Annotated in this window: 23 protein-coding genes; 15 read left to right on the top strand and 8 right to left on the bottom strand. The window is 44.6% G+C overall.

The annotated features are described in order from the left end of the window. Positions 1 to 51 precede the first annotated feature (51 nt). Positions 52 to 1,722: a glutamine--tRNA ligase gene (glnS, locus tag ACWYU8_RS13975; RefSeq protein WP_457520267.1), complete on the top strand. Its 1,671-nt coding sequence runs from the start codon at positions 52 to 54 to the stop codon at positions 1,720 to 1,722. A gap of 103 nt (positions 1,723 to 1,825) precedes the next feature. Here the strand turns inward: glnS and fcrX are convergent, their stop codons facing one another. After that, positions 1,826 to 2,275: a ferric iron uptake transcriptional regulator FcrX gene (gene fcrX / locus ACWYU8_RS13980; RefSeq protein WP_182011394.1), complete on the bottom strand. Its 450-nt coding sequence runs from the start codon at positions 2,273 to 2,275 to the stop codon at positions 1,826 to 1,828. A 200-nt stretch (positions 2,276 to 2,475) separates the two neighbouring features. On the opposite strand from fcrX, the gene ACWYU8_RS13985 reads away from it, so the two are divergent. Continuing rightward, positions 2,476 to 2,979 carry a DUF4442 domain-containing protein gene (locus ACWYU8_RS13985; RefSeq protein ID WP_457520268.1) on the top strand — a complete coding sequence of 168 codons (504 nt, stop codon included), beginning with the start codon at positions 2,476 to 2,478 and terminating at the stop codon, positions 2,977 to 2,979. A 52-nt stretch (positions 2,980 to 3,031) separates the two neighbouring features. On the opposite strand, the gene fldA is transcribed toward ACWYU8_RS13985, so the two are convergent. The 3 genes from fldA to ACWYU8_RS14000 all read right to left on the bottom strand — a co-directional run bounded on the left by fldA (position 3,032) and on the right by ACWYU8_RS14000 (position 4,719). Then, positions 3,032 to 3,565 (bottom strand): flavodoxin FldA, encoded by a 534-nt coding sequence (fldA, locus tag ACWYU8_RS13990; RefSeq protein WP_457520269.1) that lies wholly within the window; start codon positions 3,563 to 3,565, stop codon positions 3,032 to 3,034. A gap of 53 nt (positions 3,566 to 3,618) precedes the next feature. After that, positions 3,619 to 3,840, bottom strand: coding sequence for a DUF2788 domain-containing protein (locus ACWYU8_RS13995; RefSeq protein WP_005461613.1), 222 nt, complete (start codon positions 3,838 to 3,840; stop codon positions 3,619 to 3,621). A 111-nt stretch (positions 3,841 to 3,951) separates the two neighbouring features. Then, entirely contained in the window at positions 3,952 to 4,719 is a 768-nt protein-coding gene (locus tag ACWYU8_RS14000) for an alpha/beta fold hydrolase (protein ID WP_457520270.1), read from the bottom strand. Between the two features lie 92 nt (positions 4,720 to 4,811). Here ACWYU8_RS14000 and seqA point away from each other — a divergent pair, with 92 nt between their 5' ends. Beyond that, on the top strand, positions 4,812 to 5,354 hold the full coding sequence (gene seqA, locus ACWYU8_RS14005) for a replication initiation negative regulator SeqA (protein ID WP_457520271.1): 543 nt from the start codon (positions 4,812 to 4,814) through the stop codon (positions 5,352 to 5,354). Positions 5,355 to 5,443: 89 nt separating this feature from the next. Next, a complete protein-coding gene (gene pgm / locus ACWYU8_RS14010; protein ID WP_457520272.1) occupies positions 5,444 to 7,090 on the top strand; it encodes a phosphoglucomutase (alpha-D-glucose-1,6-bisphosphate-dependent) in 1,647 nt (548 codons plus the stop codon). 100 nt (positions 7,091 to 7,190) lie between these two features. On the opposite strand, the gene ACWYU8_RS14015 is transcribed toward pgm, so the two are convergent. Then, positions 7,191 to 7,949, bottom strand: coding sequence for a DUF1853 family protein (locus tag ACWYU8_RS14015; RefSeq protein ID WP_457520273.1), 759 nt, complete (start codon positions 7,947 to 7,949; stop codon positions 7,191 to 7,193). 148 nt (positions 7,950 to 8,097) lie between these two features. Between ACWYU8_RS14015 and ACWYU8_RS14020 the strand changes: the two genes are divergently transcribed. Beyond that, positions 8,098 to 8,856: a Nif3-like dinuclear metal center hexameric protein gene (locus tag ACWYU8_RS14020; RefSeq protein ID WP_457520274.1), complete on the top strand. Its 759-nt coding sequence runs from the start codon at positions 8,098 to 8,100 to the stop codon at positions 8,854 to 8,856. A gap of 69 nt (positions 8,857 to 8,925) precedes the next feature. Here ACWYU8_RS14020 and ACWYU8_RS14025 read toward each other — a convergent pair whose 3' ends face one another. Further along, the gene (locus ACWYU8_RS14025) at positions 8,926 to 10,215 is read right to left on the bottom strand and encodes a citrate synthase (protein WP_457520275.1); all 1,290 of its coding nucleotides are present in this window, start codon (positions 10,213 to 10,215) and stop codon (positions 8,926 to 8,928) included. A gap of 394 nt (positions 10,216 to 10,609) precedes the next feature. Here ACWYU8_RS14025 and sdhC point away from each other — a divergent pair, with 394 nt between their 5' ends. The 8 genes from sdhC to sucD all read left to right on the top strand — a co-directional run bounded on the left by sdhC (position 10,610) and on the right by sucD (position 20,286). After that, positions 10,610 to 11,002, top strand: a complete 393-nt coding sequence (gene sdhC / locus ACWYU8_RS14030; protein WP_457520276.1) for a succinate dehydrogenase cytochrome b556 subunit — start codon at positions 10,610 to 10,612, stop codon at positions 11,000 to 11,002. Continuing rightward, on the top strand, positions 10,996 to 11,340 hold the full coding sequence (gene sdhD / locus ACWYU8_RS14035) for a succinate dehydrogenase, hydrophobic membrane anchor protein (protein WP_457520277.1): 345 nt from the start codon (positions 10,996 to 10,998) through the stop codon (positions 11,338 to 11,340). The genes sdhC and sdhD overlap by 7 nt, the downstream gene beginning before the upstream one ends. Beyond that, entirely contained in the window at positions 11,341 to 13,107 is a 1,767-nt protein-coding gene (gene sdhA, locus ACWYU8_RS14040; RefSeq protein ID WP_444494196.1) for a succinate dehydrogenase flavoprotein subunit, read from the top strand. It abuts the gene before it with no gap. Between the two features lie 14 nt (positions 13,108 to 13,121). Continuing rightward, complete coding sequence (locus ACWYU8_RS14045; protein WP_457520278.1) at positions 13,122 to 13,832, top strand: succinate dehydrogenase iron-sulfur subunit; 711 nt, start codon at positions 13,122 to 13,124, stop codon at positions 13,830 to 13,832. Positions 13,833 to 13,993: 161 nt separating this feature from the next. Continuing rightward, positions 13,994 to 16,819: a 2-oxoglutarate dehydrogenase E1 component gene (sucA, locus tag ACWYU8_RS14050; protein ID WP_457520279.1), complete on the top strand. Its 2,826-nt coding sequence runs from the start codon at positions 13,994 to 13,996 to the stop codon at positions 16,817 to 16,819. Positions 16,820 to 16,847: 28 nt separating this feature from the next. Further along, positions 16,848 to 18,053, top strand: a complete 1,206-nt coding sequence (gene odhB, locus ACWYU8_RS14055) for a 2-oxoglutarate dehydrogenase complex dihydrolipoyllysine-residue succinyltransferase (RefSeq protein WP_457520280.1) — start codon at positions 16,848 to 16,850, stop codon at positions 18,051 to 18,053. Positions 18,054 to 18,247: 194 nt separating this feature from the next. After that, complete coding sequence (sucC, locus tag ACWYU8_RS14060) at positions 18,248 to 19,414, top strand: ADP-forming succinate--CoA ligase subunit beta (protein ID WP_457520281.1); 1,167 nt, start codon at positions 18,248 to 18,250, stop codon at positions 19,412 to 19,414. After that, on the top strand, positions 19,414 to 20,286 hold the full coding sequence (sucD, locus tag ACWYU8_RS14065) for a succinate--CoA ligase subunit alpha (RefSeq protein ID WP_005486020.1): 873 nt from the start codon (positions 19,414 to 19,416) through the stop codon (positions 20,284 to 20,286). The genes sucC and sucD overlap by 1 nt, the downstream gene beginning before the upstream one ends. A gap of 134 nt (positions 20,287 to 20,420) precedes the next feature. Here sucD and znuB read toward each other — a convergent pair whose 3' ends face one another. Together znuB and znuC are read right to left on the bottom strand one after the other, a co-directional pair. Next, entirely contained in the window at positions 20,421 to 21,206 is a 786-nt protein-coding gene (znuB, locus tag ACWYU8_RS14070; RefSeq protein ID WP_457520282.1) for a zinc ABC transporter permease subunit ZnuB, read from the bottom strand. Further along, positions 21,199 to 21,984 carry a zinc ABC transporter ATP-binding protein ZnuC gene (gene znuC, locus ACWYU8_RS14075; RefSeq protein WP_457520283.1) on the bottom strand — a complete coding sequence of 262 codons (786 nt, stop codon included), beginning with the start codon at positions 21,982 to 21,984 and terminating at the stop codon, positions 21,199 to 21,201. The genes znuB and znuC overlap by 8 nt, the downstream gene beginning before the upstream one ends. Positions 21,985 to 22,062: 78 nt before the next feature. On the opposite strand from znuC, the gene znuA reads away from it, so the two are divergent. Both znuA and ACWYU8_RS14085 read left to right on the top strand, forming a co-directional pair. Next, positions 22,063 to 22,938 (top strand): zinc ABC transporter substrate-binding protein ZnuA, encoded by an 876-nt coding sequence (gene znuA, locus ACWYU8_RS14080; RefSeq protein WP_457520284.1) that lies wholly within the window; start codon positions 22,063 to 22,065, stop codon positions 22,936 to 22,938. A 205-nt stretch (positions 22,939 to 23,143) separates the two neighbouring features. Beyond that, a complete protein-coding gene (locus ACWYU8_RS14085; protein ID WP_457520285.1) occupies positions 23,144 to 26,527 on the top strand; it encodes a helix-turn-helix domain-containing protein in 3,384 nt (1,127 codons plus the stop codon). Positions 26,528 to 26,652 lie beyond the last annotated feature (125 nt).

Consider the following 26,652-nt stretch of genomic DNA (forward strand, 5'->3'; position numbering starts at 1 on the left):
ACAGAGTTCCGTTTTCTCTGACAATACTAATATTTTTTTGAGGTGCTATAGATGAGTGAAGCTGATGCTCGTCCATCAAACTTTATTCGCCAGATCATTGATAAGGATCTAGCGGATGGCAAACACACTAGCGTGCATACTCGATTCCCGCCGGAGCCAAATGGTTACCTGCATATCGGCCATGCAAAGTCTATCTGTTTGAACTTCGGTATTGCTCAGGACTATCAGGGTCAATGTAACTTACGTTTCGATGATACAAACCCTGAAAAAGAAGACATCGAATACGTTGAGTCTATCAAGAAAGATGTAAACTGGTTGGGCTTCGAGTGGAGTGGTGAAGTATGTTATTCATCAAACTACTTCGATAAGCTTTACGAATATGCAATTGAATTGATTAATAAAGGCTTAGCGTATGTAGATGAGCTAAGTCCAGAGCAGATTCGTGAATACCGTGGCACGCTAAAAGCGCCAGGCAAACCGAGCCCGTACCGTGATCGTCCAGTTGAAGAAAACCTCGCGTTGTTTGAAAAAATGCGTGCAGGGGAGTTTGAAGAAGGTAAAGCATGTCTTCGCGCTAAGATCGACATGGGTTCTTCATTCATGGTTATGCGTGACCCAGTGCTATATCGCGTACGTTTCGCGTCTCATCACCAAACTGGAGACAAGTGGTGCATTTACCCGATGTACGACTTTACCCACTGCATTTCTGATGCGTTAGAAGGTATCACTCACTCGATTTGTACGCTTGAGTTTATGGATAACCGTCGTCTTTACGACTGGGTTCTGGACAACATCACTATTGATTGTCGTCCGCATCAGTACGAATTTAGCCGTCTAAACTTAGAATACACAGTCATGTCCAAGCGTAAGCTGAACCAGTTAGTTACTGAAAAACTGGTTAACGGCTGGGATGATCCTCGTATGCCAACGGTGTCTGGCTTACGTCGTCGTGGTTTTACGTCGGCATCGATTCGTGAATTCTGTAAACGCATTGGTGTGACGAAGCAAGACAACATGATCGAATTTAGCTCTCTTGAATCTTGTATTCGTGACGACCTAAACGAAAATGCACCACGTGCAATGGCCGTACTAGACCCTGTAAAAGTAGTTATTGAAAACTTTGAAGAGGGTGCAGTAGAGAACTTGTCACTTGCGAATCATCCCAACAAACCAGAAATGGGTGAGCGTGAAGTTCCATTTACTCGTGAAGTCTGGATCGAGCGTGAAGACTTCCGTGAAGATGCGAACAAAAAGTACAAGCGTTTGGTTCTTGGCAAAGAAGTTCGACTGCGTGGCGCTTACGTGATTAAAGCTGTACGTGTTGAAAAAGACGCGGAAGGTAATATCACGACAATCTTCTGTACTTACGATGCGGATACGCTAGGGAAAAACCCAGCTGATGGTCGTAAAGTAAAAGGTGTCATTCACTGGGTATCAGCGGATAAAGCACTCCCTGCGGAAATTCGCTTGTATGATCGCTTGTTTACCGTTCCAAACCCGGGTGCTGCAGATGATTTTGCATCGACCATTAACCCTGATTCACTTGTTGTAATCAATGGGTTTGTTGAGCCAAGTCTCGCTACTGCTGAAGAAGAGAAAGGCTACCAGTTTGAACGTATGGGTTACTTCTGTGCTGATTCTAAAGATTCAACGGTAGACAACTTGGTGTTCAATCGTACAGTAGGCTTACGCGATACTTGGGCGAAAATTGAAGACAAATAGTTGCGTGTGAAAATAAAAATGCCAGTCTTGTGACTGGCATTTTTTATACTTGACGAGACAACCCGTTAAAATAAAAGCGCTCAAGGAGCGCTTTTATTAAGGACTATTTCTTTGGTTTGTGTGCATTTGGATCGTTTTTGCAACTACCGTCACCACATTTACCGTATAGGTAAAGGCTGTGGTTAGTCAGTGTGACATTGTATTTAGACGCAATTTCTTTTTGACGTTCTTCAATAAGATCGTCTGAAAACTCAATAACTTCACCACAATCTAAACATACTAGATGGTCATGGTGATGTTGAGTTGAAAGTTCAAAGACCGATTTACCACCTTCGAAGTGGTGACGAGTTACAATCCCAGCATCGTCGAATTGGTTTAGCACGCGATAGACGGTTGCTAGACCAATTTCTTCACCTAGATCAATCAACTTTTTGTACAAATCTTCAGCACTGATGTGCTGGCAGTCTGGCTGCTGAAGTACTTCTAGAATTTTTAGCCTTGGAAGGGTTACTTTTAAGCCCGCATCCTTCAGCGCCTGATTATTATCTGACATATACTTTCCCGTTGGATCATCTGCAGCGATTTAACAGAATTCAATATTCCTACTATTATAGGCGAATGGCAAAAAACATTAAACCACGAACTTCAAAGGGTTAATACAATCTTTCTTTGTAAATTAGAAATCGGTCAATTATATTAGAGTTCTTGCTGTTACAATTACGTAACATGAACACGCTAAGGGCAAGGATTGCAATGGATAAGCGAATCGCCAAAATTTATAAGCCAGGAATTATAAAGTTCGGGCTTAATCTTTGGCCTCCATTTTGGGGGGCTGGAATTAAAATCTTACATATTTCTGAAGATTTCCGTTTGGTTAAAGTGCGTTTGAAGCTGAGTTGGTGGAATAAAAATGCCAATCGTACTCAGTATGGTGGAAGTATTTTTTCGCTAACGGATCCTATTTATTCCATGATGCTGATCGGAATTCTGCGTGAGGAATATTATGTTTGGGATAAAGAGGCAAGCATCAACTTTATCAAACCTGGAAATAGTGACCTGTTTGCCGATTTTGAAATCTCTGAAGGGGTGATTGAAGAGATATATAAACGGACGCGCGGCGGCGATAAATGGTTTCCCGAGTTTATGATTCATATTAAAGATAAAGACGGAAACGTGGTGTCTGAAGTGAAACGCAAACTGTATGTTCGTAAGAAACCGCAGTACCGAGAGGTAGAAGTAGCAACGGAAGTTTCGTAACCGTTACATACAAAAAGACCTCCACACAGGAGGTCTTAACTAAGATTCTGTATTAGCCTTCAAGCTCAGCTAGACACATCTCTTCGTAAATCTGTTTTACCCAGTTCTCGACGCGCTCGTCGGTCAGCTCAGGTTGACGGTCTTCATCGATACATAGACCGATAAATTGGCTGTCATCACCTTCTACTAGTGCTTTAGATGCTTCGAATTCGTAGCCTTCAGTTGATGTATGACCCAAGATGGTGCCGCCTTTTGATTCAACGATATCACGTACTGTACCCATCGCATCACAGAAGTACTCTGCGTAGTCTTCTTGGTCACCACAGCCAAAAATAGCCACTAACTTAGTAGAGAAGTCGATTTGCTCAAGTTCTGGGAAAAAGTCATCCCAATCACATTGTGATTCACCGTAGTACCAAGTTGGGATACCTAGAAGTAGAAGATCGAAATTATCAATGTCTTCTTTGCTGCTTTTCGCGATGTCTTGAACGTGAACCAGGTGTTTACCTAGTTGCTTTTGAATCATCTTTGCAACGGCTTCAGTATTACCTGTGTCGCTACCGAAGAAGATACCTACACTTGCCATAGAGTCTATACCTTTACATTGTTTGTTGTTGGCAATGGAGCTAAAGGTTTAGGTTAGCCTAACCCTGAGCCTTCCCAAGTTAGCTGAATTATCCCTTTTGCGATAAAGCCAGCACAGCCAAGGAAAAGGACCAACCATACAATACGACGACCAAAAACAGGTACATTGCCTTGCTTCAGTACATCTTTTATCGCCATCCCAATGAAGAAGAAGATAGCAGCAAAAAGAAGATCGAGCCCGATAGATTCGAGCATATCCATGTAGTCGTAAAGCATTTTAGTCCTTCATGCCGAAAATTATTGCGCGCACTATACCACTGTTAAACGGTAAAGTTAATGCAATAGCAGAAGGGTTATTTCAATAATCGATGCTTAGTTGTGAATTTGTTAACCCGAGATATGTTTCCTGATCACTCGCATGACTTCAACCGGCTTTTCCGCATGTAACCAATGACCAGTGTTGGCGATAATATGAGCTTTGGCTTGCTTAAATTGTCTTTGCACCGCTGGCTGATGTTCTGGCATTAAATAATCAGAATCTCCCCCCTTAACGAAAAGAGTTGGGATATCGGTTGGTGTGATCTCTTCCCAGCCAATAATTTCAGCGTAATTGGTTAACAGACTTTGCACATTGAAGCGCCAACACATTTTATCGCCTTCTTTGTAAAGGGATTTTGATAGGAATTGTCTCACGCCGTCAATTTCAACGTGCTGGGCGAGAATATCCACAGCTTGCTGACGGCTTGATGGCTTTTCGGCAATAACGGCTTGTAATCCCTTGAATACGTTATCATGGCGATTTGTCGTATAGGCCACTGGAGCTATATCTAATACAACAAGCTGCTTTACCAGTTGCGGAACAATGTCTACGAGTTTCATCGCAACTTTACCGCCCATGGAATGGCCGATAACTATCGCTGGTTCGACGTTTAAATGACGGAGAAGGTCGGCGACATCATGTGCCATATCGGTATAGGTATGTACATCTGAGTGGAAAGAGAGACCGTGATTTCGCAGGTCAATACTGATCACAGTGCAATCTTCGATAAGATCACGAGCCAAAAGGCCCAAATTACTTAAACTACCAAACAATCCGTGAATCAAAACAACTGTTTGGCCTTGGCCTTCCTGCTTATAGTTGAGTAATGCTGACATTTTATCTTATTCGTGATGGGTTTAACGTGGAGTATCCGCGAGGATCTCGTTATAATCCCCCAGAGTTTAAACATTGAGAATGTGAAAAGCGAATGAAAACAATTGAGGTTGATGAGGATCTTTACCGTTACATTGCGAGCCAAACTAAGCATATCGGTGAAAGCGCCTCGGATATTTTGCGACGCCTTTTAAACCTTGATGGTCAGTTGCAGGAAGCAAAAATTGCGCCTGTAGTAGAGAAGCCACAAGGGATTGTAGTAAGTAAAGATGCAGGTAAAACAGAGCAAATAGACACTGTGAAAGCAATGCGATCACTGTTAATTTCTGATGAGTTTGCTGATCTTAAGAAAGCGATTGATCGCTTCATGTTGGTCTTATCAACATTACATAAATTAAATCCAGAAGGGTTCGCACAAGCGACAAATGTGAAGGGACGTAAGCGCGTTTACTTTGCAGATAATGAAGAAACCTTGCTGGCTAACGGCAATACAACCAAACCTAAAGCGATTCCAGAAACACCATTTTGGGTAATCACGAATAACAATACCAGCCGAAAAAGACAGATGGTTGAGCAAGTGATGGCGCACATGGGATTCCAGCCGGACTTGATAGAGAAAGTAACGGGTTCAATTTAAGAAACCTGATAGAAGCCTCATAATGTGTAGCATTTAGCGGATATTATGAGGCTTTTTAGTTTGTTATTTTTATAGAAAGGATGTCAGACATGGCTATGCACCCTCGTGCTGGGCAAAAAGCGCAGCAGGAAGATCTTCATAATATTCCGGCGTTAGTTGCTAATTACTTCTTGCTTCAACCTGATGCGGCTAATCCAGAACACAAAGTTCAGTTCGGTACATCTGGTCACCGCGGTACCGCAGATAAACATACTTTTAATGAAAACCATATCTTAGCGATTGCGCAGGCGGTTGCTGAAGTTCGTGCCGAGCAGGGGACCACAGGGCCACTGTTTGTCGGTAAAGATACCCACGCATTGTCTGAACCAGCTTTTTCTAGTGTTATCGAAGTTTTGATTGCGAACGGTGTAAAAGTGATCGTTCAGCAAGATAATGGCTACACACCAACTCCAGGGATCTCACACGCAATTCTGACTTACAACATCAAACACGATGATAAAGCGGATGGCATTGTGATCACTCCATCGCACAACCCGCCACAAGACGGTGGTATTAAGTACAACCCAACTCACGGTGGCCCAGCGGAAGCTGAATTGACTCAAGCGATTGAAGATCGTGCCAATGTGTTGATTTCTGAAGAGCTGAAAGGCGTGAAACGTCTGCCGTTAGAAGAAGCGAAAGCATCTGAATTGTTTGTTGAAGTTGATCTAGTGAAACCATATATCGATGATCTGGTTAACGTAATCGATATGGAAGCGATTCAAAAAGCGAACCTAAAGATTGGTGTTGATCCATTAGGTGGCAGCGGTATCGACTACTGGCGTCAAATCGGAAAAGCATACAACTTAGATCTTACTCTAGTGAGTGAATCGATTGACCCGTCTTTCCAATTTATGTCATTGGACAAAGATGGCGTCGTGCGTATGGATTGTTCTTCACCATATGCAATGGCTGGCCTTTTGGCGCTGAAAGATGAATACGCCTTGGCGTTTGGTAATGACCCAGATTATGACCGCCACGGTATTGTGACACCAAAAGGTTTGATGAATCCAAACCATTATCTGGCTGTATGTATCGACTACCTATACCGTCATCGTGATGCTTGGGGCAAGGATGTAGCAGTAGGTAAAACTTTGGTGTCGAGCGCACTGATTGACCGCGTTGTTGCAGACCTTGGTCGCGAGCTGTGTGAAGTGCCCGTTGGTTTTAAGTGGTTTGTTGATGGCTTGTACACTGGTAAGTTTGGTTTCGGCGGTGAAGAAAGCGCAGGCGCATCTTTCCTACGCAAAGACGGAACACCTTGGTCAACTGACAAAGATGGCATCTTGCTTTGTCTGCTGGCTGCTGAGATTACTGCAGTCACAGGTAAGAACCCGCAAGAGTACTACGAAGAATTGGCCGCTAAACACGGTGAATCTAAGTACAACCGTATTCAAGCCGTAGCGAATGGCCCGCAAAAAGACGTACTGAAGAAACTGTCTCCTGAAATGGTCTCTGCAGAGACACTGGCTGGTGATCCAATCACGGCTCGACTCACTCACGCTCCTGGTAATGGTGCGGCGATCGGCGGGCTAAAAGTCACTACAGAAAACGGCTGGTTCGCGGCCCGACCATCTGGCACCGAAGATATTTACAAAATTTACTGCGAGAGCTTCAAAGGTGAAGAACACCTAAAACAAATCGAAGCTGAAGCACAAGAGATTGTTAATCAGGTATTTGCAGTCGCTGGCCTGTAACCCCGACAATTTTCTGAATGGTAAAACTAAGGGTTGATGTGGACGCATCAACCCTATTTATTTTGGCGTTCCCGAGATTGAATAGAGGTTACTTCGTTCTTCAATGCTTCTCTGGCCAGCGATCCGGCACGATAAACCAGAACTCGCCATCTTCAGTCTGTACATGCTCAAATCGGCCAGCTGGTTTCTCAATCGGATGGGAAAAGTCATCGGTACCTATTGCCCAACAAGGTTTATTCAAGTGATACAGAGGCTTCTCTATTAGTTCCCACTGACTTTGGTAGCACCAGTATCCAGCTATTTGACTGGGATTTATCTCATAGCCTAAACATTCTGTTGGTTCAGGCTCTGGCGAAAAAGGATTGATGTAAAGACGTCCTTGTATTAACAAACGCTCGATAGGAGTCGTCTCAAGAGGAAGGATTTTCTGGAATTCCGGTCTATCACTCATTTTCAATTGATGAGTTAGCATTCTGTCCAGTTTCTTGTGCAGTTGGTCGTGGGCGTTTGGACCATACCAAACTCCCTGATGAAGAAGATAGAACTTAATAGCGACCTCCCAGTGCTCCATCTGACCTGATTCATTATTTTTCAATATCAAATCTACAGCGCCAATCGTCCTGCCATGGCTATCATTCAATTGAATTTCTTCTGCTATTAGCTGGTATCGTGGTGACTGAGAAAGTACAGCGGTACACAAATGTTGGTAGAGAAAGCCAAGCCTGGGATTACCGCTATATTCTTCAGATTCGCAAAGCGGGGCAACCGGCAAATCTTCAAGTGTCACAAATGGCGGTCGCAACTGAAAAAGTGGTGGTGATGATGCGATCCAGTGATAAAAGCGTTGTAGTTGATTCATTCTGTTTCCTTTTAACCCAATCGCTGTAATAAAGAGAAAAAGCGGCATTATTGTAACGAAAATTGCTAAGTAAGGGGATCTGATATCTGGCATCAATCTCTGAGTTCGATATACACTTTGACCATACGCTAAAAAATTGGAAGTGATAATGAATAACCTGAAGTTAGAACAGATTCTCAATGACAAACTGTCACCACAATTGCTTAAAGATTACGCACCAAATGGGTTGCAGGTGGAAGGTACGTCTGCGGTAAAGCGTATTGTAACTGGGGTAACCGCTTCACAGGCATTAATCGATAAAGCAATAGAACTTAATGCCGACGCGTTACTCGTCCATCATGGGTACTTCTGGAAGGGGGAACCTGAACCGATCCGTGGTATGAAAGGGAATCGAATCCGAAGCCTGATTAAAAATGATATCAACTTATATGGTTATCATTTGCCGCTTGATATTCATCCTGAGCTAGGAAACAACGCAGAACTGGCTCGCTTGCTTGAAATTGATGTAGAAGGCGGACTGGAAGGGCACCCTCAGTCGGTAGCGATGTTTGGACGATTGAAAAAACCGATCTCAGGTGAAGAGTTTGCGAGCAAGATCAACCAAGCACTAAATAGAGAACCTCTACATATTGCTCCAGAAAATGCCGATAAGATGATTGAGACGGTGGGATGGTGTACTGGCGGTGGACAAGACTATATAGAACTGGCTGTTCAGCATGGTTTGGATGCCTTTGTTTCTGGCGAAATCTCTGAGCGTACGACTTATACAGCGAGAGAGATGGACATACATTATTTTGCAGCAGGACATCACGCAACAGAGCGTTACGGTATCAAAGCACTTGGTAAGTGGCTGGCTGATGAATACGGCTTGCAAGTTGAATTTATCGATATTGATAATCCGGTATAACGCTGGTTTAAACAAAAAGGGTTGAGACTCACATCTCAACCCTTTTTTAATTTAGCTTTCGCTTAGCGATTATTCGCGCTCATGAAGTGGCGAAAATTCGCGTTGTTCCTCACCAGTGTATAGCTGGCGTGGACGACCAATACGGTTTAGTGGGTCGCTGTGCATCTCGTTCCAGTGAGCAATCCAGCCAACAGTACGAGATAGAGCAAAGATAACCGTAAACATTGATACTGGAATACCGATCGCTTTAAGAATGATACCTGAGTAGAAATCTACGTTCGGGTACAGTTTCTTAGAAACGAAGTACTCATCAGACAGCGCGATACGCTCAAGCTCCATTGCAACGTCCAAAAGCGGGTCTTGGATGTTCAGTTCTTTCAGAACGTCATGACACGTTTCACGCATTACAGTAGCACGTGGGTCGTAGTTCTTGTAAACACGGTGACCGAAGCCCATCAAACGGAATGGATCATCTTTGTCTTTCGCGCGTTCTACGTATTCAGGAATATTATCTACACTGCCGATTTCTTCCAACATCTTCAAACATGCTTCATTAGCACCACCATGCGCAGGGCCCCAAAGAGAGGCAATACCAGCTGCAATACATGCAAATGGGTTAGCACCTGAAGAACCTGCCAGACGCACTGTCGACGTCGAAGCATTCTGCTCATGGTCCGCGTGAAGCGTGAAGATCTTGTCCATCGCACGAGCAACTACAGGGTTCACTTCATACTCTTCACATGGGTTTGCGAACATCATGTGTAGGAAGTTTTCCGCGTAGCTTAAATCGTTACGAGGGTAAATAAATGGCTGGCCGACTGAGTATTTGTAACACATCGCCGCCAGTGTAGGCATTTTCGAAATTAGACGGTACGCCGCAATTTCGCGGTGCTCGTCGTTGTTTATATCAAGTGAATCGTGGTAGAAGGCAGCTAATGCACCGACTACACCACACATTACCGCCATTGGGTGAGCGTCACGTCGGAAGCCGTGGAAGAAGCTTGCGATCTGCTCATGAACCATTGTATGACGAGTAACGGTTTTCTTAAATTGCTCGAATTGGTCTCGGGTAGGGGCTTCACCATAAAGAAGGATGTAACATACTTCTAGGTAATCTGCGTTATTGGCTAATTGATCAATTGGGTAACCACGGTGCAAAAGAATACCTTTGCCGCCGTCGATATACGTGATTGATGATTCACAAGATGCAGTGGCAAGAAAACCGGGGTCAAAAGTAAAGTAACCGTTCGCTCCCAGTTTACGAACATCAATTACAGGAGTACCTATTGTACCTTCCATAATTGGTAGCTCGATTGGCGCTTTGCCTTCAACATGAAGGGTAGCTTTCTTATCCGCCATAACAATCTCCTTTGTTTATTATTTAATCCGTCCAGGATGTTTGTGTGCAATGTTTTTACTGTTGTTAAGGACTAAAGTCAATTTTTCTACAGCTTTGTGTGCACTTGTTATGATTTTTTCTTAGAAAATCGTTAAAAATCTGTTCTATGTAGCATAATTTGTTACACCAATTGTATTAGAATGTTGCTCGCCGTATATTGGCAAAGAAAATTTTAGTTAAATCCTTATAAATTCGGGGCTATGACAAAGAGTGAGGTTTAGTGATAGCTTTCGTTGTTAACAACTTGTTTACAATTATCTGGGTGAATAATCGAGGTATCTGTTAAATAAATGTTAACTTTTGTACGTTTGGACACTGAAATTGGTTATAACAATAAATGCTCAATGGAGCTGAGTGAGCAAGCCCGTGAAAGAAAGAAAGTCAAGACCTGTTAATTTAGATTTACAGACCATCCGCTTTCCTATCACAGCAATCGCATCCATCCTGCACCGTGTGTCTGGGGTAATTACGTTTGTTGCGGTGGGTATATTACTGTGGTTACTATCCATTTCTCTATCATCCCCAATGGGTTTTATGGAAGCCGCTGACATCGTTGATGGTTTCTTCGTAAAATTCATCCTGTGGGGAATCTTAACTGCACTTGCATACCACATCGCTGGTGGTGTCCGTCATTTACTGATGGATCTAGGTCATTTTGAAGAGCTGGATTCAGGCGCGATGAGCGCGAAAGTCGCCTTTGGTGCGACTGCAGTATTATCACTATTGGCGGGGATCATGGTATGGTAAAACACGTTTCTTCATTTGGTCGTAATGGTGTACACGATTTCCTATTGGTTCGTGCAACTGCCATCATTATGACGCTATACACGATTTATCTGGTGAGCTTCTGTGCATTCTCAGATATCTCTTACGCATCTTGGACCCAGTTCTTTGGTGGCACTTGCACCAAAGTATTCACCATGTTGGCCCTTGTTTCGGTACTGATTCACGCTTGGATCGGTATGTGGCAGGTGTTTACTGACTACATTAAGTGCGCAAAACTTCGTGGCGCGCTACAACTTGGTGTCATTGCCGTACTGTTCGGTTATGTCTTCTCTGGTCTATTTATTTTGTGGGGTGCGTAAGTGTCTATTCCAGTTCGTGAGTTTGATGCCGTAGTAATCGGCGCTGGTGGTGCAGGTATGCGCGCTGCACTACAAATTTCAGAGCAAGGCCTTTCATGTGCTTTGCTGTCTAAAGTATTCCCAACTCGTTCTCATACCGTATCTGCACAGGGTGGTATCACCGTTGCTCTTGGTAACTCGCACAAGGACGATTGGCAGTGGCACATGTACGATACCGTAAAAGGTTCGGATTACATTGGTGACCAAAACGCCATCGAATACATGTGTAAAAATGGACCAGAGTCTGTTATCGAACTAGAAAAAATGGGTCTTCCATTCTCTCGTTTTGATAATGGCACAATCTACCAACGTCCATTTGGTGGCCAGTCAAAAGAATTTGGTGGCGAGCAGGCTGCTCGTACAGCGGCAGCAGCCGACCGTACAGGTCACGCGCTTCTTCATACGCTTTACCAGCAAAACGTTAAGCACAAAACAACAATCTTCTCTGAGTGGTATGCGTTGGATTTGGTGAAAAACCAAGATGGCGCGATCATGGGTTGTACTGCGATTTGCATGGAAACTGGTGAAATCTGTTACTTCAAATCGAAAGCAACAGTACTCGCTACCGGCGGTGCAGGTCGTATTTACGCATCGACAACTAACGCACACATTAACACTGGTGATGGTGTTGGTATGGCACTACGTGCTGGTGTACCAATGCAAGACATGGAAATGTGGCAATTCCACCCAACTGGCATCGCTGGCGCGGGTGTACTGGTAACAGAAGGTTGTCGTGGTGAAGGTGGTTACCTTCTAAACAAAGACGGCGAACGCTTCATGGAACGTTATGCTCCAAACGCGAAAGACCTTGCTGGTCGTGACGTTGTTGCACGTTCAATGATGATTGAAATCCGTGAAGGCCGCGGCTGTGATGGCCCATGGGGACCGCACATTAAACTGAAACTGGATCACCTAGGTAAAGATGTACTTGAGTCACGTCTACCTGGTATCTGTGAACTGTCTCGTACGTTCGCACACGTTGATCCTGTAAAAGAACCAATCCCAGTCATCCCGACATGTCACTACATGATGGGTGGTGTACCAACTCAGGTTTCTGGCCAGGCAATCAAACAATTGGCTGACGGCAGCGAAGCTGAAATTCAAGGCCTATTCGCTTGTGGTGAAATCGCTTCTGTATCTGTACACGGTGCAAACCGTCTGGGTGGTAACTCGCTACTAGACTTGGTTGTATTTGGTCGTGCAACAGGCCTACACCTAGGCGAAACATTAGCAGCACAAGCGGAAGCTCGTCCTGCAACTGAGTCTGACATCGAAGCTTCTCTGGCGCGTACAATGCGTTGGGAAAACAGCACTGGTGGTGAAGACCCAGTACAAATCCGTAAAGATCTACAACGTTGCATGCAAAACAGCTTCTCGGTATTCCGCGAAGGTGATGCAATGGCAACCGGTCTGGAAGAGCTGAAAGTGATTCGTGAACGTCTGAAAGATGCACACCTGGCGGATAAATCTTCTGAGTTCAACACTCAACGTATTGAGTGTCTAGAGCTAGACAACCTGATGGAAACAGCCTTCTCAACAGCAGTGGCTGCAAACTACCGTACGGAAAGTCGTGGTGCGCACGCTCGTTTTGACTACCCAGAGCGTGATGATGAGAACTGGTTATGTCACTCTATCTACAATCCGGAAACAGAAGCGATGACTAAGCGTGATGTAAACATGACGCCAGTATACCGCGACGCGTTCCCGCCGAAAGTACGTACATACTAAGGGAGGAAATGACGATGAAACTTAACTTCTCTTTGTACCGTTACAATCCGGACGTAGACACCAAGCCTTACATGAAAGACTACACGCTTGATGTAGAAGAAGGCTCAGACATGATGGTACTGGATGCACTGATTCTGCTTAAAGAGCAAGATCCTAGCATCTCTTTCCGTCGTTCATGCCGCGAAGGCGTTTGTGGTTCTGATGGTTTGAACATGAACGGTAAAAACGGACTTGCATGTATCACGCCGCTGTCTGCACTTCAAGGCGATAAGATCGTAATTCGTCCACTACCAGGTTTACCTGTTGTGCGAGACCTTATTGTTGACATGACGCAGTTCTATGATAACTATGCGAAAGTTAAACCATTCTTGATTGATGACGGTGCATTACCACCATCACGCGAGAACCTGCAGTCACCAGATGAGCGTGCACATTTAGATGGTTTGTACGAATGTATCATGTGTGCATGTTGTACAACTTCTTGCCCGTCGTTCTGGTGGAATCCAGATAAGTTTATCGGTCCTGCAGGCTTGCTGGCAGCATATCGCTGGTTAATTGATAGCCGTGATACAGCAACAGATGAACGTCTGTCTGATCTTGATGATGCATTTAGCGTTTTTCGTTGCCATGGCATCATGAATTGTGTCAGTGTTTGTCCTAAAGGACTAAACCCGACGAAAGCAATCGGTCATATCAAATCGATGCTGGTAAACCGTTCGGTGTAACTTACTCGCAATTTCTACAGCTGCGGTGGAGTGTACAAAGCACTTCACTGCAACTGCAAAATTCGAGTAGAAGAATATTAAAATTGCCGATTGTTCCAGTCGGCTCTTTATAGCTCGGCGTAGACCGAAGCAAACGTGAAAACTACTGGTTAAGGGAAAATATGCACAACGGCGTGATGAAGGCATGGCTCGAGTCTTCACACTTGGCTGGCGCCAATGCAACGTATGTAGAGGACCTCTACGAACTGTATCTAAGTGATCCCGATCTGGTAAGTGAGGAGTGGAAACGTGTTTTTGAAGGCTTGCCGAAGCCAACAAAAGAAGTGGCAGAACAGCCACACTCACGTGTCCGTGACTACTTCCGACGACTCGCTCAAGAGACAAAGCATTACAATGTCCAAGTTAGTGACCCTGATGTCGATGCAAAACAAGTAAAAGTTCTACAGCTAATCAACGCATACCGTTTCCGCGGACACGAAGCTGCTGAACTAGATCCACTAGGTCTATGGCAACGTTCAACTGTTGCTGAGCTAGATCCAGCATTTCATAATCTTACCGAAGAAGACTTCGAAGAAACTTTTAACGTAGGTTCTTTTGCTATTGGGCAAGAAACCATGAAGTTGAAAGATATTTACGAAGCCCTCAAGAAAACATACTGCGGTTCCATCGGTGCTGAATACATGCACATGACTGACACAGAACAAAAGCGTTGGATTCAACAACGTCTAGAGTCTGTCGTAGGCCAGCCATCATTTAACATTGATGAGAAACGTACTTTCCTAGAAGAGCTAACAGCAGCTGAAGGCCTTGAGCGTTACTTAGGCGCTAAATTCCCTGGCGCAAAACGTTTCTCGCTAGAAGGTGGTGATGCACTGATTCCAATGACGAAAGAACTGATTCGTCATGCAGGTAATAGTGGCATGCGTGAAGTCGTTATCGGTATGGCTCACCGCGGTCGTTTGAACATGCTAGTGAACGTGCTGGGTAAGAAACCACAAGACCTGTTTGATGAGTTTGCTGGTAAGCACGACGAAACGTGGGGTACGGGTGACGTTAAATACCACCAAGGTTTCTCTGCAGACTTCGCAACGCCGGGTGGTGATGTCCACTTAGCGCTGGCATTTAACCCATCGCACTTAGAGATTGTAAACCCTGTAGTTATGGGCTCTGTTCGTGCTCGTCAAGATCGCTTAGGGGATAACAAAGGAAGTAAAGTTCTTCCTATTACTATCCACGGTGATTCGGCTATCGCAGGTCAGGGTGTCGTTGCAGAAACATTCAACATGTCTCTGGCGCGTGGTTTCTGTGTTGGCGGTACCGTTCGTATCGTTGTGAACAACCAGGTTGGTTTTACAACGTCGAATCCACGTGATACTCGCTCAACCATGTACTGTACTGATATCGCTAAGATGGTACAGGCACCGATTTTCCACGTTAATGCTGACGATCCAGAAGCGGTTGCGTTTGTTACGCGTATTGCACTGGATTACCGTAATGAGTTTAAACGTGATGTTGTTATTGACTTGGTATGTTACCGCCGCCATGGCCACAACGAGGCAGATGAGCCAAATGCGACTCAGCCTTTGATGTACCAAAAAATCAAGAAACACCCAACACCACGTAAGCTTTATGCCGATGTTCTGATTGATAAAAACGAATCAGATATCGAGACTGCTACTCAGTTAGTAAATGAATATCGTGACGCTCTTGACCGCGGTGAAGTCGTGGTGAAAGAGTGGCGCCCAATGGCATTGCATTCTGTTGACTGGTCTCCATACCTAGGTCACGAATGGGACATGCAGTGGGACTCTCAATACGATAAGCAGAGGCTGATTGAACTTGGCAATCGCACATGTCAGTACCCAGAAAGTCACAAGCTACAAAGCCGAGTCAACAAGCTATATAACGATCGCGTAGCGATGATGACAGGTGAAAAAGCTATTGACTGGGGTATGGCTGAAACGTTGGCTTATGCGACATTAGTTGACGATGGTAAGCGTATCCGTATTTCAGGACAGGACTCAGGCCGTGGTACTTTCTTCCACCGTCACTCAGTACTGCATAACCAAACAGATGCGAGCACTTATATCCCGTTATCGAACATTCATGATAAACAAGGTCCTTTCCAGGTATTTGACTCTGTATTATCTGAAGAGGCGGTATTGGCATTTGAATATGGTTACACGACAGCGGAACCGGGCGGTTTAACTATTTGGGAAGCACAGTTCGGTGACTTTGCAAACGGTGCTCAAGTGGTTATTGACCAGTTTATCTCTTCTGGTGAACAGAAGTGGGCGCGTTTGTGTGGCTTAACTATGCTTCTGCCACATGGCTATGAAGGTCAAGGCCCAGAGCACTCGTCTGCACGTTTAGAGCGTTACCTACAATTGTGTGCTGAGCAAAATATGCAAGTGGTGGTTCCATCCACGCCAGCTCAGGTTTATCACATGATTCGCCGTCAGGTTGTTCGCCCAATGCGTCGACCGTTGATCGTAATGTCTCCAAAATCATTGCTTCGTCACCCACTTTGTACTTCGACTATCGAAGACCTTGCAGAAGGTACATTCCAGGCTGCTATCCCGGAAGTGGATAACTTGGAACCGAGCAAAGTGAAACGCGTTGTGTTCTGTTCTGGTAAGGTTTATTTCGACCTTCTTGAACAGCGCCGCAATAACGAGCAAGAAGACGTGGCAATTGTGCGTATTGAACAGCTTTACCCATTCCCAATGGAAGAAGTGCAAGCTGCGATTGCTCAATACACTAACGTCGAAGACTTTGTGTGGTGTCAGGAAGAGCCTCAGAACCAAGGTGCTTGGTACTGTAGTCAACATAACTTCCGTGCCGCTATTCCTGCAGGTGCAGATCTTAAATACGCAGGTCGCCCAGCTTCTGCTTCGCCAGCAGTTGGCTACATGTCGGTGCACTTGAAACAACAAAAAGCGTTGGTTGAAGACGCTCTGAACGTGAACTTAGAAACTTCGAATTAAGAACTAGAAGTTAAAGGAAGAAACACATATGACAATTGAAATTCTGGTTCCAGATTTACCTGAATCAGTTGCTGATGCAACCGTAGCGACATGGCACAAACAACCAGGCGACACAATCGAGCGTGATGAAGTTCTGGTTGATATTGAAACTGATAAAGTGGTACTGGAAGTTCCGGCTCCTGAAGCTGGCGTTTTAGAAGCTATCGTTGAATTAGAAGGTGCGACAGTACTTTCAAAACAGCTTCTGGCTAAGATCAAGCCAGGTGTAGTTGCTGGTGAACCAACTGCAGATACTACAGAAGGCACTGAAGCTTCTCCGGACAAGCGCCACAAAGCAGCGCTGACAGAAGAGAGCAACGATGCACTTAGCCCAGCGGTTCGCCGTCTGCTTGCGGAACATAACCTCGAAGCTGGCCAAGTGAAAGGCACTGGTGTTGGTGGCCGCATCACACGTGAAGATATTGAAGCATACCTAGCTAGCGCTAAAGCTGCTCCAAAGGCTGAAGCGCCTGCAGTAGAAGCACCAGCAGTGGCACGTAGTGAAAAACGTGTACCTATGACTCGCCTACGTAAGACCGTTGCAAACCGTCTACTTCAAGCGAAAAACAGCACTGCTATGCTAACTACGTTTAACGAAGTGAACATGAAACCAATCATGGATCTCCGTAAGCAGTACAAAGATCAGTTCGAAGAGCGACACGGTATCCGTTTAGGCTTTATGTCTTTCTACGTGAAAGCAGTAACTGAAGCGCTAAAACGTTACCCAGAAGTAAACGCGTCAATCGATGGCGACGATATCGTTTACCACAACTACTTCGACATCAGCATGGCGGTATCTACGCCACGTGGTCTGGTTACTCCAGTACTAAAAGACTGTGACACACTAGGTTTTGCTGACATCGAAAAAGGCATCAAAGAGCTGGCGGTTAAAGGTCGTGACGGCAAGCTAACGGTAGACGAGCTAATGGGCGGTAACTTCACTATCACTAATGGTGGTGTGTTCGGTTCACTGATGTCTACGCCAATCATCAACCCACCACAATCAGCGATTCTAGGTATGCACAAAATCCAAGATCGCCCAATGGCGGTGGATGGCAAGGTTGAAATCCTGCCAATGATGTATCTAGCTCTATCTTACGATCACCGTCTAATCGATGGTCGTGAGTCAGTTGGTTTCTTAGTAACCGTTAAAGAGCTACTAGAAGATCCAGCACGTCTCCTATTAGACGTTTAATATCGCTAAAACGTCTAGTTACCTCTAGTAGCTAGACGTTGAAAATTTCAATGGCTAGACTAGCTCAACGTTTGGCCTTCATTTGAATCACTAAATGATTTATTTGAGAAGACCCTACAGACGTACAAGCAGCCAAGACTGCAGCGTTATGGAAATAATAAATCCCGTAAGGGAAAAACAAACGGAATATCGAAATGAATTTGCATGAATACCAAGCCAAACAGCTGTTTGCAGAATTCGGTTTGCCTGTGCCGGAAGGCTACGCATGTGATACACCACAAGAAGCTTTCGAAGCTGCAGGCCGTATCAGCACAGCGAAGAAAGTCGTTAAATGTCAGGTTCACGCAGGTGGTCGCGGTAAAGCGGGCGGCGTAGAGCTACACGATACTAAAGATGGCGTAAAAGAGTTTGCACAAAAGTGGCTAGGTAAAAATCTAGTAACTTACCAAACAGATGCAAATGGTCAGCCTGTAACTAAAATCCTTGTTGAAGAAGCTTCAAACATTGCTAACGAACTATACCTAGGTGCGGTAGTTGACCGTGCTAGCCGTAAGATCGTTTTCATGGCTTCTACAGAAGGTGGCGTGGAAATCGAAAAAGTTGCGGAAGAAACTCCGGAACTAATCCACAAAGCAGCCATTGATCCGCTAGTAGGCCCACAGGCTTACCAAGGTCGCGAGCTTGCGTTCAAACTTGGTCTTGAAGGCGACCAAATCAAACAATTCGTTAAGATCTTTTTGGGTCTTGGCAATATGTTCTCTCAGTACGACCTGGCTCTGCTAGAGATCAACCCACTTGTTATTACTGCGGAAGGCAACCTGCTATGTCTTGACGGTAAAATCAACATCGACTCAAACGCGCTATACCGTCAGCCTAAGCTTCGTGAAATGCACGATCCTTCTCAAGAAGACGAGCGTGAAGCGCATGCAGCTCAGTGGGAACTGAACTACGTAGCACTAGATGGTAACGTTGGCTGTATGGTTAACGGCGCTGGCCTGGCAATGGGTACGATGGATATCGTAAACCTACACGGCGGCAAACCTGCTAACTTCCTGGATGTAGGTGGCGGCGCGACGAAAGAACGCGTTGCAGAAGCATTCAAGATCATCCTATCTGATGACAACGTGAAAGCAGTACTAGTAAATATCTTCGGCGGTATCGTACGTTGTGACATGATCGCTGAAGGTATTATCGGTGCGGTTAAAGAGGTAGGTGTAAACGTACCTGTTGTTGTTCGTCTGGAAGGTACTAACGCAGACCTAGGTCGCGAAGTTCTTGCTAATTCTGATGTTGATATCATTGCTGCTGAGTCGCTAACTGACGCTGCTCAGAAAGTTGTTGCTGCTGCGGAGGCAAAATAATGTCTGTATTAATTAACAAAGACACTAAAGTAATCTGTCAGGGTTTCACTGGTGGTCAAGGTACTTTCCACTCAGAGCAAGCTATCGCATACGGTACGCAAATGGTTGGTGGTGTGTCTCCTGGTAAAGGCGGCCAAACTCACCTAGGTCTGCCAGTATTTAACACGGTTCGCGAAGCAGTAGAAGCAACTGGCGCAACGGCGACAGTAATCTACGTTCCTGCTCCTTTCTGTAAAGATGCAATCCTAGAAGCGATTGACGCGGGTATCGAGCTAATCGTAACAATCACTGAAGGTATCCCAACGACAGACATGATCGACGTAAAAGTGAAGCTAGAAGAAACTGGCGTTCGCATGATCGGTCCTAACTGTCCGGGCGTTATCACTCCTGACGAGTGTAAGATCGGTATCATGCCTGGTCACATCCACAAGAAAGGTAAAGTAGGGATCGTATCTCGTTCAGGTACATTGACTTACGAAGCAGTTAAGCAGACTACTGACGAAGGTTTCGGTCAGTCTACTTGTGTTGGTATCGGTGGTGACCCAATCCCAGGTTCAAACTTCATCGATATCCTGAAACTGTTCCAAGAAGACCCAGAAACTGAAGCGATCGTAATGATCGGTGAAATCGGTGGTACAGCAGAAGAAGAAGCAGCGGCGTTCATCAAAGAGAACGTAACTAAGCCTGTTGTTTCTTACATCGCAGGTGTAACTGCTCCTCCAGGTAAACGTATGGGCCACGCTGGTGCGATTATCTCTGGTGGTAAAGGTACAGCTGAAGACAAATTTGCTGCACTAGAAGCTGCAGGTGTTAAGACGGTTAAGTCTCTGGCAGATATCGGTCAAGGTCTGCGTGAAGTAACTGGTTGGTAATATCAACTTGTCTTACTAAAAAGCCTGGCTCACAAAGCCAGGCTTTTTTGTCTCTTACGTTTGTCAGTAAAAATAGTGATAAGCATACGGTTGATCAACGCTTACTACTTATTGAACTGACAATACTTTCGCCGTTAATCTTTGATTTTGACCATTTGGCTTAGCATAAACAGCGAGGTCGCACTGATCACTACTGACGGACCTGCTGGGGTATCAAAGTGCCAGGATAAACTCAGTCCTATTAGTACCGAAATTGCCCCGATAATGGAGGCAAACAGCGCCATTTGCTCTGGGGTAGAGGATAACTTTCGAGCCGTTGCTGCTGGTATAATAAGCAGCGACGTCATGATTAACGCACCGACAAATTTCATCCCCACAGCAATAACAACGCCTACCATCAGCATCAACACGAGACGAACCAGATCGGTGTTGACTCCCTCGACCTCGGCCAGTTCTTCGCTCACGGTACTCGATACTAAAGGGCGCCAAAAAACAAACAAACAGGCACTTACAGCGATGACACCAGCATAAATAAACATCAAATCTTGAGACGAAACGGCGAGCAAATCGCCAAATAGGTAACTCATCAGATCGACGCGAACATTATCCAAAAAGCTTACCGATACCAGACCGATGGATAGTGAACTATGGGCCAGAATTCCGAGTAAGGTATCTGTGGCAACCAGTTGTTGTTTCTGTAAGGTTACCAGCAAAACGGCTAACGCTAAGCAACATATCAACAATGCCAGATACAGATTAACGTTGAGTAAAAAACCAAGCGCTAACCCCATTAGTGATGCGTGGGCGAGTGTGTCGCCAAAGTAGGCCATTTTACGCCAGACGACGAAAGAGCCTAATGGTCCAGCGATGATTGCGATGCCAATACCGGCCAGAATAGAAGGTAAAAGAAACTCAATCATGGTGGTGATGTCCGTGGTTATGCTTAGAGCAAGAAGATGCATCACCAGAAACCGGATCACCGGATAAATCGTGATGGTGGTGGTGATCATGATGATAAAACGCTAATGATTCTCTCGCGGCACTGCCGAATAAAGCAATGTACGAAGGGTGCTGAGTAATCATGGCGGGAGAGCCTGAACAGCAAACGTGATGATGCAAACAGATAACATCATCTGTTTTAGCCATGACTAAATGTAAATCATGGGACACCATAAATACACCGCAATCAAAGCGGTGACGGATACTTTCGATTAAATCATACAGGTCAATCTGCCCCTGAATATCAACACCTTGGGCGGGTTCATCAAGAACCAGAAGCTGTGGACGTTGAAGAAGTGCCCGAGCGAGTAAGACACGTTGATTTTCACCACCCGAAAGGCGGTGCATATTGCTGCTTATTAGATGTTCTGCACCGACAAGCTTTAATGCCTCAATACATTCTTGCTTACTGAATTTCCCTGCCAAATTTAGAAAGCGGATTACATTCAGTGGTAATGAGTCATTGAGTTTCAATTTCTGTGGAACATAACCCACTTTTAATTTTTTTGGTTTAGAAATTTTGCCGCTAGTTGGCTTCTGAAGACCTAAAATTACTTTCACTAACGTTGATTTTCCAGCACCGTTTGGACCGATTAGGGTGGTTATTTTACCCTTTACCAATTCCAGGCTGATGTTATCGAGAACTTTGCGGCCGTCAAATTCGACGTTCAACTGTTCTAGATGGACTAATGAAGTCATGAATGAAACTCAATTGCAAACTGATAATGTTATAATGTAACATTATTGCACTTTCCACTCTATATCCCAAGTAAAACTATGAAAAGAGCCTTAATTCTTTCTGCTACATCCATGCTGGTACTTCCAGCGCACGCGATGACTGTCATGACTAGCATCAAACCTATTCAGATGATGGTGACAGAGCTTACCCAAGGTGTGACTACACCAGACGTATTATTGAACTCGAATGCGTCACCTCATGACTATGCATTACGCCCTTCTGACGTCAAAAAAGTAGCATCAGCTGATTTAGTTATCTGGTACGGGCATGATTTGGAGCCTTTCTTAGAAAAAGTTGTCGTCGATAGAGAAAATGTCTTAACCATTAGTCAAATTCCAGACTTACCATTACGTGAATTCGCTAGCGAAAATGACCATGATGGCCATGATCATGGCACTCATGATCCTCACTTTTGGTTAGGCATTGAACCTATCAGGCATGTCGCTAATGAAGTTACCAACAAGCTAGTCGCGGTTGACCCATCGAATGCGGCCAAGTATCAGGAGAACCTGACCCGATTTGAAACTCAGTTAAGTGCCACAGATATTGAAATTAAGCACAAGCTCAATCCGGTGAAAGACAAAGGCTACTATGTATTTCACGATGCTTATGGTTATTTCGAACAACAATATGAGTTGAAGCAACTTGGACACTTCACGGTAAGCCCTGACCGTAAGCCTGGAGCGAAAACACTGATTGAAATTCGCAAAGCGCTGAGCTCTGGCGACGTGTCGTGTGTATTCTCTGAGCCACAATTTACACCTGCAGTTGTGGAAAGTGTGATGCGCGGAAGTCAAGTTGCTAAAGGTGAGCTTGATCCTCTGGGTAGCACGATTGAAGTCAAACCGGGTAGTTACTTTATCTTCTTAAATCGTCTGGCGGATAGCTTCGAACAATGCTTAAGCCAGAAGTAGTGATGGGCTGGCCTTATTGGTAAATTTTTTTTACGTGATCTGGCAGTAAGAATTGCAACCTTTGGTAGGGCGAAGCCTTTCCTATAAAACGATTTGAGATATTATTACCCAATAATTAGCGACTCAAAATAACTAAGTGAAAAAACTGCTATGGAAGGCATGAAGTGTTAAGAGTTGGGATAAATTAAATCTGAAAGGTTTCGTCTTGCTACGCTGTTTAGTTCTCATTTTTATGGGAGCAGTAATTTCATGCCAAGCATTTGCATACAACTATGCCAATGCTATTTTTTACCCTTTGCCAACACAGGTTAAGGGAACTTTTATTGCGGCAAAGAAATTATTCTTAGGTGAGCAAGGCGGGCTTTGGATTCACGACGTACATGGTCGGGTTTTATTCTACGATGGCCAGAATATACTACCCAAATCTGGGAGCTTTTTACAGGCTCCAGCCGAACAACTCGCCTACTATAAAGGTTCTTTTTGGACGTTCGTTGAAAATGAGGTCTACCAAACATATCCAAACCAAGAAAGAAACTTGGTTTTCAGCTTAAATCCTGGTTCTCAGATTCGGAAAATTGGCTCTTCTGGTCACTATATTTGGGTCAGCGATGGCGCTAATTTTTATACCTACAATACTGCATCTAGTGAGTTAAAAACGTTTTCTTTGCTCCATCTTTATCAGCACAGTAACAACGGTTATGTCTATATCAACGATGCCGTTTTTCTGGAAAGTAAGTGGGCACTTGCCACTACCTCGGGTTTTTATTTGTCAGAGGGAAATGCGTTTGATCACGTTGTTGCATCCGGTCAACGTTACATCGAAAAAATCTACTACTCTCCTACACGGCGTGAAATATTAGTTGGTACGCTTCAAGGCGCTTTGATTATCAACATCAGTCAACCCGATAAAGAAGTGACCAGAATTGGTGGCTCACATGTGTTGACGTTTGCCGAGACAAATCAGGAATATTGGGTTGGAACCGAGCACGGACTATATCTGTATTCATTCTCGTCCGGAGATATCACTGAAATCGAATCAGCAAGCTTTCTTGAATTAGAGTTGGATAGCAATAAGATCTATTCGCTTTTGAGTGACAATATGGGAGGGATTTGGATCGCAACCAGTAACGGCATTCGTTATTACTCTCTGTTTAGTAAAAGGTTTGAGCGAATCACATTCAGTAGTTACGATTCACAGACGTTGTCGGGGAGAATTCGGCAGACGGTGTCTGGACCGGATGGTGCACTATGGTTTGCTGACGATTATAAGCTTTATCGTAGTGGCAGGCATGGGAATGAAAAAATTCTCGAATCACAATCCCAAATTAACGAGTTTGCATTTCAAGGCGGCATGCTTTGGCTCGCAACATCAAAAGGGCTAGAAGTCTTTGAAATAGAAGGGCTTGAAAAAGTCATATTTCCCTATTTACAAGTCATGGCTGGGCATGCGGTAGAACATCTTGCCGCAGATGGTTCGTCGCGCCTTTGGGTATCAAGTGGCAATCAACTTTATAACGTTGATATTACTAATAAACGAGTGAGAAACCTTGGCAGTGAATGGTTGGTAAGTCAGTACTTACCTGCAAAAATAACGCGGTTATATGATACTGAAGAGCGTTTATTAATTGGTACCGACCACGGTGTGTACGAGTTTGATGATGAGCAAATTCGTTTTAATCGTTTCTCGGAAAAATTTGGAGAATCATTAGATATCATTACCGCCGCCGATGGCAGACAGTGGTTTGCTTCGTCTTACGGCTTGTTTAAGACGGTAAAAGACAGTGATGAAAGACAAGTATTGGCGCTAAGCGTCCCGAATGCTCGCCCAGCTTGTATGATCAGCGATTCTGACGGTGTCTGGCTCGCCTCAACCGTCGGATTAAGCTACTACCGCTTATCTGGCCAATTAATCAAACATTTTTCTTCTTCTTCAGGGTTGATCAACAACGAGTTCTTACCTGGTATTTGTACCGCTATTCTTGGAGAAAAAGGTGATGAAAGCGAACTGATACTGGGGTCTAAATTTGGTCTGGTTAAAGTCGAAGCATCAAAACTACAGATCTCGAACGCTCCAGAATCAAAATTTATCGTGAGCCAAGTGGTGCATGAAAATGAGGTTATTCAAGTCGGGAGTGCTGACCTCCAAGGAATTAAATTACCGTATGGTTCCTCTTTGAGTTTTCTTTTTGGCGTTATGCCCAGACCTGATAGTCAAAATTTGTTCTACCGGCTGAGTGAAAATGAACCATGGCAGGCACTGGAAGGAAGTCAGTTAACGCTAGAACACCTTAACTCCGGGGAGTATCGTCTTCAGTTTAGCAGTCAATCTCAACTTTCAGCAGGGGTGACAGGGCTAGAGTCTCGCTTTGTGGTTCAGCAGCCATGGTATTTATCTTCGCTCGCTGTATTTGGTTTTTTGGCAGCGACACTAGTTGTACTGGGAGGTCTTACTTACTGGCGCTCGCGTTATATGGTGCAAGTCAACCGAGCGCTTGCTGCGCAAGTGACACTAAAGACGAACCAGCTACGGCACCAAAGTCGGGTTCTTTTGAGCAGTAACCAACAGTTGCGTAAGCAGATTCAGGTGAGAAACTTATTGGTGGATCACGTAGCCCAGTCGATCAAATCAAGTGTTGATGTTATTGCGTCTAAGTTTCCTCATATGACCGATGCCCCGACACAAGATCACCTTACAAAAACTTACTGGCAATTAAATGAGTTACGAAATACGCCAAGTGATTCTAGTAGCGGTAGTCACAACTATAACTTGAGCCAAATAACTCAATCTGTGGTTGATGTATGGCAGGACGACTTCGCGAAAGCGGGTGTATTAGTAGAACTCGTTGATGCGCATAAATCGAGTCGAATAGCTCTGGATAGCTTTAATTTAGATGTCATCTTTAACACTATTTTCGCCAATATCCTTAAGCGTTCATTTCGCGGACAGACGGTTAAGATCTCACTGGATGAGGGCAGTGATATTGTGTGGTTAAGTTTTATTGATTACGGGACTCAACTACCGAATAAATTAGTACAAGGCCCTACTTCGAACAGCAATAACGTCGAGTTGGGGATCGACAATTTGACACAGTTGGTTACTCAAAGTGGTGGCCATTTAGCGACATTTACTTCGGATGCTCAAAATAAAATTGAGATAACTTGGCCAGTTGCGAAAGAGTTAAGCCATACGTATCTTGAAGATGACTTGTTAGAGTTTGAGTCAGAGAGAGGTTCAGAAGCACTGGTGACACCTGAAGATGAATGGTTACAGAAGGTCTATCAGTTAGTTGCTGAACATTATCATGATGCGGAGTTCGGTACTGCCTCGGCAGCTAAAATGCTGTTTATGTCGGAGCGTAGCTTGCAAAGGCGTTTCAAGTCCGCTTCGTCAAGAACGTTAAAAGATTATCTAACGGAAGTTCGTTTAGAGACGGCTTGTGAGCAGTTACTTGCCGGAGAAAAAATCTGTGAGGTCGCATTCAATTGCGGTTTCAATGATCCTTCATACTTTAGCCAAAAGTTCAGGTTACATTTTGGCTTGCCTCCTTCTAAATTTGCGATGACGCAAGAAAACCAAGACGTAAACTGACATTTCTCAAATACAGTACCGAGCAGTTTTAGATATTGAGTACGCACAATTCTCTCTCGTCAGTGCCATGCCAGTTAGCGTTATCGACATACGGATTCTATTTATCGCTAGTCCCGCGCTGACAT

The organism is Vibrio limimangrovi, from assembly GCF_054064025.1.